This is a genomic window from Polaromonas sp. P3_C2 (assembly GCF_056402675.1).
Map to the genome: position 1 here is coordinate 1 of NZ_JBFUGX010000229.1, position 6125 is coordinate 6125.

The 6125-nt window shown below is 60.5% G+C and carries 7 protein-coding genes and 1 pseudogene; all 8 read left to right on the forward strand.

The window, feature by feature from the left end; genetic code table 11:
• Positions 1-522: pseudogene (locus AC1DWI_RS11315) on the forward strand (phosphate acyltransferase PlsX); the annotation flags it as partial.
• Positions 522-1499, forward strand: coding sequence for a beta-ketoacyl-ACP synthase III (locus AC1DWI_RS11320; RefSeq protein ID WP_477724852.1), 978 nt, complete (start codon positions 522-524; stop codon positions 1497-1499). The pseudogene AC1DWI_RS11315 and the gene AC1DWI_RS11320, both read left to right, overlap by 1 nt.
• A 44-nt stretch (positions 1500-1543) precedes the next feature.
• The gene (locus AC1DWI_RS11325) at positions 1544-2908 is read left to right on the forward strand and encodes a sialidase family protein (protein WP_477671316.1); all 1365 of its coding nucleotides are present in this window, start codon (positions 1544-1546) and stop codon (positions 2906-2908) included.
• Positions 2889-3530, forward strand: a complete 642-nt coding sequence (locus AC1DWI_RS11330) for a hypothetical protein (protein WP_477724853.1) — start codon at positions 2889-2891, stop codon at positions 3528-3530. The genes AC1DWI_RS11325 and AC1DWI_RS11330 overlap by 20 nt, the downstream gene beginning before the upstream one ends.
• Before the next feature lie 92 nt (positions 3531-3622).
• The gene (gene fabD, locus AC1DWI_RS11335) at positions 3623-4573 is read left to right on the forward strand and encodes an ACP S-malonyltransferase (RefSeq protein WP_477671318.1); all 951 of its coding nucleotides are present in this window, start codon (positions 3623-3625) and stop codon (positions 4571-4573) included.
• On the forward strand, positions 4570-5316 hold the full coding sequence (fabG, locus tag AC1DWI_RS11340) for a 3-oxoacyl-ACP reductase FabG (protein WP_457279385.1): 747 nt from the start codon (positions 4570-4572) through the stop codon (positions 5314-5316). Before fabD ends, fabG begins: the two co-directional genes overlap by 4 nt.
• Positions 5317-5475: 159 nt before the next feature.
• A complete protein-coding gene (gene acpP, locus AC1DWI_RS11345; RefSeq protein WP_011484542.1) occupies positions 5476-5715 on the forward strand; it encodes an acyl carrier protein in 240 nt (79 codons plus the stop codon).
• An 82-nt stretch (positions 5716-5797) separates the two neighbouring features.
• Positions 5798-6125: beta-ketoacyl synthase N-terminal-like domain-containing protein (locus AC1DWI_RS11350; RefSeq protein ID WP_477724854.1), on the forward strand; the 328-nt coding region annotated here is incomplete at its 3' end.

Below are 6125 nucleotides of genomic sequence, written 5' to 3' on the forward strand. Positions count from 1 at the left end.
GAATTGTTGCGTTCTGCGTCTAATTCCGGTGATTTGAATTTTTACGGGAATGTCGAAGGTAACGATATTTTCAAGGGAACGACCGATATCGTCGTCTGTGACGGTTTTGTGGGCAACGTCGCGCTCAAGGCTAGTGAAGGTCTTGCAAGCATGATCGGCGGCTTCATAAAAGCTGAGTTTTCCCGCAATGTTTTGACAAAAATTGCGGCCATCATTGCTTATCCGGTGCTAACTGCGTTTAAAAATCGGGTTGACCACAGGCGATACAACGGCGCCGCCCTGCTCGGTCTTCAAGGTCTGGTTTTCAAAAGCCACGGCTCAGCGGACGCCTTTGCTTTTGAGACGGCGCTGAATCGGGCTTATGATGCGGCTCGGAACAATTTGCTTGAGAGAGTGCGCGAACGCATAGCCCATGCGGCCCCTTTGCTGGTGGCAGCGCAGGCGGCGCCCCCTGCTGATGCGCCTGTCGACACCTCCTCAATGCCAGTTGACTCAGCAGTCTCAACACCGGCCACTTATTAATGACCCGTTACTCACGCATCACCGGCACCGGTAGTTATTTGCCGCCGCGCCGACTGACCAATGCCGAATTGGCCGCCGACCTGGCGACCCGGGGTGTAGAAACCTCCGATGAATGGATTGTGGAGCGCACCGGCATCCGGGCCCGCCAYTTYGCCGCGYCCGACGTGACCAGCAGCGACCTGGGTGTMGAAGCSGCCAAAAATGCCCTGCAGGCCGCGGGTCTGCAGGCTGCCGATATCGACCTCATCATCGTGGCGACCTCGACCCCGGACATGGTGTTTCCCTCGGCAGCCTGCATTTTGCAGAACAAACTGGGCATCGCCGGTTGCCCGGCCTTTGACGTGCAAGCTGTGTGCAGCGGGTTCGTCTATGCATTGACCGTGGCCGACGCCATGATCCGCACCGGTTCGGCCAGCAAAGCGCTGGTGATCGGCGCTGAAGTGTTCTCGCGCATCCTGGACTTTTCAGACCGGACCACCTGTGTGCTTTTTGGCGATGGCGCCGGCGCCGTGGTGCTCGAAACCTCGGACACGCCCGGCATTCTTGCCAGCGACCTGCATGCCGACGGCAGGCATGTCGGCATCCTGTGTGTGCCGGGCAATGTCTCGGGTGGTCAGATCCTGGGCGACCCCTTGCTCAAGATGGACGGTCAGGCCGTGTTCAAGCTGGCTGTGGGCGTGCTCGAAAGCGCCGCGCGCGCTACGCTGGCAAAAGCCAACATGACTGATGCCGACATCGACTGGCTGATTCCACATCAGGCCAACATCCGCATCATGCAGAGCACGGCCAAAAAACTGAAGATGCCGCTCGAGAAGCTGATTGTCACCGTCGACCAGCACGGAAACACCTCTGCGGCTTCTATCCCGCTCGCGCTGGATGTAGCCGTGCGCAGCGGCAAGATCCAAAAAGGCGACACACTCATGCTCGAAGGTGTGGGCGGCGGCTTTACCTGGGGTGCGGTGCTTCTCAACTACTGAGTGGCTCCCACCCATCTGCCAGGCTTTCACAGACAGGTGGGCATTTGAATTTCAGACCGTCCGGTGCATGGGATCGCCTTGCAGCAGCCTTGCTGGTGCTGGCTTTCGTCCTGGCTGGGTGGAAAATCCTGCAGCGCCCACCGGCCACCCCTTTTGCGGCATTGCCGTCCAGCCCTTCAGCTGATGCCGTCAAGTCCTTGCCTCGCGCGGGCTTGCCGGCACAGCAACTTTCGCCGGACGGCCGCTTTCGTTTTGATGCGCAATTTGTCTCATCTTCTCCCGGCCAGGCTGTGCATGCAGCTTCCCTCGTGGAGTTGCGCGATGGTCGCTTGCGCGCGGTCTGGTTTTCGGGCTCGCGCGAAGGCGCGGGGGATGTCACCATCCAGACCGCGGTGATGGACCCCGCCAGTCTGCGCTGGAGCGCGGAAAGCACGCTGTTCAACCGTCAAACACTTCAGCAGGGCCTGTGGCGCTATGTCAAGAAACTGGGCAATCCGGTGATCGCCCGCGCGCCCGATGGTTCACTCTGCCTGTGGATGGTCAACGTTTCGTTGGGCGGATGGGCGGGCAGCTCTATCAGCTGGGCGCGTTCCACGGATGAAGGCGCGACCTGGAGCATGCCACGCCGCCTGGTGACGTCGCCCTTCCTGAACATCAGTACGCTGGTCAAAGGAGCACCCGTCAGCTTTGAAAGCGGCGAAACCGGCTTGCCGGTGTACCACGAGTTCGTCACCAAATTCGGAGAAGTGCTGCGTATCAACGCTCTGGGCCAGGTCGTCGACAAAGTTCGCGTTCCCGGTAGTCGCACCGGTCTGCAGCCGGTTGTGCTGGTTTCGGGGCCAGAGAAGGCGCAGGTCTACATGCGCTCAGGCAATGCCACGGCGCTGATGGCTTCAGATACCACGGATGCCGGCAAGACCTGGTCGCGCGCGCATGCAAGCACCTGGCCCAATCCGGACTCCGCTGTGGCCGGCGTCATGACGAACATCGGCACGCAATGGTTGGCCCTGAACCCGGCGCCCCGAAATCGCGAAATGCTGGCCTTGTTGCAAACGGCGGCGGGCGGCTCGTTTGACGGGCTAAGCCCATGGATCGTCGAATCGTCCGCCAACCCGCAGTTGCGCACGTCCCTCATCGACTATGAGCGCCTGCTGACTCAGGAGCTCAAAGCCCGCGGCGCCAGCGACGGCGAAGCCCAGTCCTATGTAGCCAGTGCCCGGCGCCAGTTGTGCGGAGACCAGAGCTGCTCCCAGGAATTTTCTTATCCTTACTTGCTGCAAACCCGCGACGGCTACCTGCATCTCGTCTATACCTGGCATCGCACGCGCATCAAGCACGTGCGGCTGGATCCCCTGCAAACCCTCCAGGCCGCGCAAGCGGCGACCGGCCATGCTTCCTCCGGCAAATGATCTGATCGCCTTGTTCGGCATCAACCTGGTGCTCAGCGCCGGGTGTCTGCGGCTGCTGAGCTGGCGGCATGGCGCCACGCTGTGGCGCAAGTTTGCTACTGCCGCGGTGTTTGTACTTCTGTGGTGCCCGGTGGGGCCGGCCCGTTTACCGCTCGTGGCCTATGTGCGCGGCATCAGCTCGGACCTGAGCATTTYTTTGGTGGCACTCGCCTGTCTTGGCATGTACCAGCGCCTGTCGGGCGTCCGCTTGACGGATACCCGCGAGTGCATGCTGGTGAGTGTTGTCCTTGCTGTGGGCGCATTGTTCTTGTACCCGTTGGCCCTGGGCTGGGGTGACTGGGATGCCTACCGGCTGGGCTGGGGTTCGCCAGTTCTCTGGGCGGTGCTTCTGGCGCTGTCGCTGGCATGCTGGGCCAGGGGATTTCGTTTGCTGCCCTTGCTGATCGCTCTGGCTTTACTGGCCTGGGCTGCGGGGTCGCTGGAGTCCACCAATTTGTGGGACTACCTGATAGACCCCTGGCTGGCCGTTGCGGCTATCTATCAGTGCGTCAAATCGGCTGTCGGATGGGGTTTTGCACGGCTGCGTGGTGCGCACAATGGCGCTATACCGTCGTCAGTCTGACAGACTGTGCTTCAAAAAATGACTGTTCATCTTCTTAAAATGCATGCGGATGCTTTTCAGCGATCCAAGAATTCGACCCATGGAGTAATCATTTGAAATCGTTTGCTATTGTTTTTCCCGGCCAGGGTTCGCAGTCGGTCGGCATGCTGGACGCCTGGGGCGACCATCCGGTGGTTGTGCAGGCGCTGGCCGAAGCTTCCGAGGCGCTTGGCGAGGATGTCGGCCGACTGATCAAGGACGGCCCCAAGGAGGCGCTGGCGCTGACCACGAACACGCAGCCTGTCATGCTGGTCGCCGGCGTGGCGGCTTACCGTGCCTGGATGGCCGAAACCGGTACCGCGCCGGCCGCGGTCGCGGGCCACTCGCTGGGTGAATACTCCGCTCTGGTGGCTTCAGGCGTGTTGACGCTCGCGCAAGCCGCACCGTTGGTGCGCTTTCGTGCGCAGGCCATGCAGGACGCAGTGCCGGTCGGTGTGGGCGCGATGGCGGCCATTCTGGGCATGGAAGCCTCCAAAGTGATTGAAGGCTGTGCCGAGGCCGCACGCAGCTTTGGGGCCAACACCACCGAAGTGGTCGAAGCCGTCAATTTCAACGACCCGATGCAGACTGTCATCGCGGGCAGCAAGGCTGCGGTTGAGAAAGCCTGCGAAGTGCTCAAGGCCAACGGTGCCAAGCGCGCCTTGCCCCTGCCGGTGTCGGCTCCCTTCCACTCCAGCCTGATGAAGCCCGCAGCCGAGAAGCTGCGCGAGAAGCTGGCCGCAGTCGAGTTCGCAGCGCCGAAGATCCCGGTCATCAACAACGTAGAGGTAGCCGTCGAGACTGATGCTGACCGCATTCGCGCGGCGCTGTACGGGCAGGCTTTCGGCCCCGTGCGTTGGGTGGAATGCGTGCAGGCCATCAAGGCACGCGGCCTCACGACGCTGGTCGAGTGCGGGCCTGGCAAGGTGCTGGCCGGCATGGCCAAAAGAATCGATCCCGAATTGACGGGTGTCCCCCTGTTTGATCCCGCCTCCCTGGCGGAAGTGAAGGAGTTACTGGCATGAGCGAAGTCAAGTTTGAAGGCCAGGTCGCACTGGTCACCGGCGCATCGCGCGGTATTGGCGCGGCCATTGCGCTGGAGCTGGCCCAAAAAGGCCTCAAAGTGATAGGCACGGCGACCAGCGATGAAGGCGCGGCCAAAATCGGCCAGGCCCTTGCGGCTTTCCCGGGTTGCGCCGGCAAAAACCTGAATGTGAACGACGTTACCGCCGCTGAAGCGCTGATCGACGCCATCGTCAAGGAGCACGGTGGCCTGCAGGTGCTGGTCAACAACGCGGGCATCACACGCGACATGCTGGCAATGCGGCTCAAGGATGACGATTGGGATGCGGTGCTGGACACCAACCTCAAGGCCGTGTTCCGCATGAGCCGCGCCGTGATGCGCACCATGATGAAGCAGCGCTACGGCCGCATCATCAGCATCACATCCGTCGTTGGTGCCTCGGGCAACGCGGGCCAATCCAATTATGCGGCAGCCAAGGCCGGCGTGGCCGGCATGACGCGCGCACTGGCGCGCGAGCTCGGCTCGCGTAACATCACCGTCAATTGCGTCGCGCCGGGCTTTATCGAGACCGACATGACCGCCGGATTGCCGGAAGAGCAGCAAAAAGCACTTTTAGGGCAGATYCCGCTGGGCCATCTYGGCAAACCGCAAGACATTGCGCACGCTGTGGCCTTTGTGGCGAGTCCGCAGGCGGCCTACATCACAGGCCAGGAGATTCACGTCAACGGCGGCATGTATATGTAGCTCTTGAGGCGTCAGCCCCGCAGTTTCATGAAAACGGCAGGCTGACAGTGGTAAAACACGGGAAATCGAAGCCGGTTTTTATCCGTCCGGCGCGGTGCTTAGGGAAACGACTCTAACGCGGTAAAATCACGGATTAATTTACAACCCTCAGAGGGAACTATGAGCGATATCGAAGCACGTGTTAAGAAAATCATTGCCGAACAACTCGGCGTGGAAGAAGGCCAGGTCACCAGCGAAAAAGCCTTTGTGGCCGATCTGGGCGCTGACTCCCTTGACACCGTAGAACTGGTTATGGCTCTGGAAGACGAGTTCGGCATTGAGATTCCCGACGAAGACGCCGAGAAGATCACCACCGTCCAGAACGCGATTGACTACGCAAACACCCATCAAAAGGCTTGAGGCAAGGCTTTCGCCTGCTTCCGCCGTCATCAAGCCTGAAAAGTCATTCCAGGGCTTTTCGGGTTCTTCTCAGGATTTTTGAATGAGCCGTCGTCGTGTCGTCGTGACAGGTCTGGGTTGTGTCAGCCCGGTAGGTAATACCGTGRCTGAATCCTGGGCCAATCTGATTGCCGGTGTGCCCGGAATTGATCTGATCACGCAGTTTGATGCAAGCAACTTTGCCTGCAAATTTGCTGGTGAGGTCAAAGGCTTCAATATCGCGGATTACATTCCCGAAAAAGAAGCGCGGCACATGGATCGCTTCATTCATCTGGGTCTGGCTGCAGCTTTCCAGGCGGTGGCCGACAGCGGCTTGCCGACAGGCGAGGCGCTCGACGGCGAACTGGCGACCCGCATTGGCTGCAATATCG

Bases quoted from the DNA above. Each gene is read 5' to 3' on its own strand.
- acpP (WP_011484542.1), top strand. From the start codon at position 5,476: ATGAGCGATATCGAAGCACGTGTTAAGAAAATCATTGCCGAACAACTC.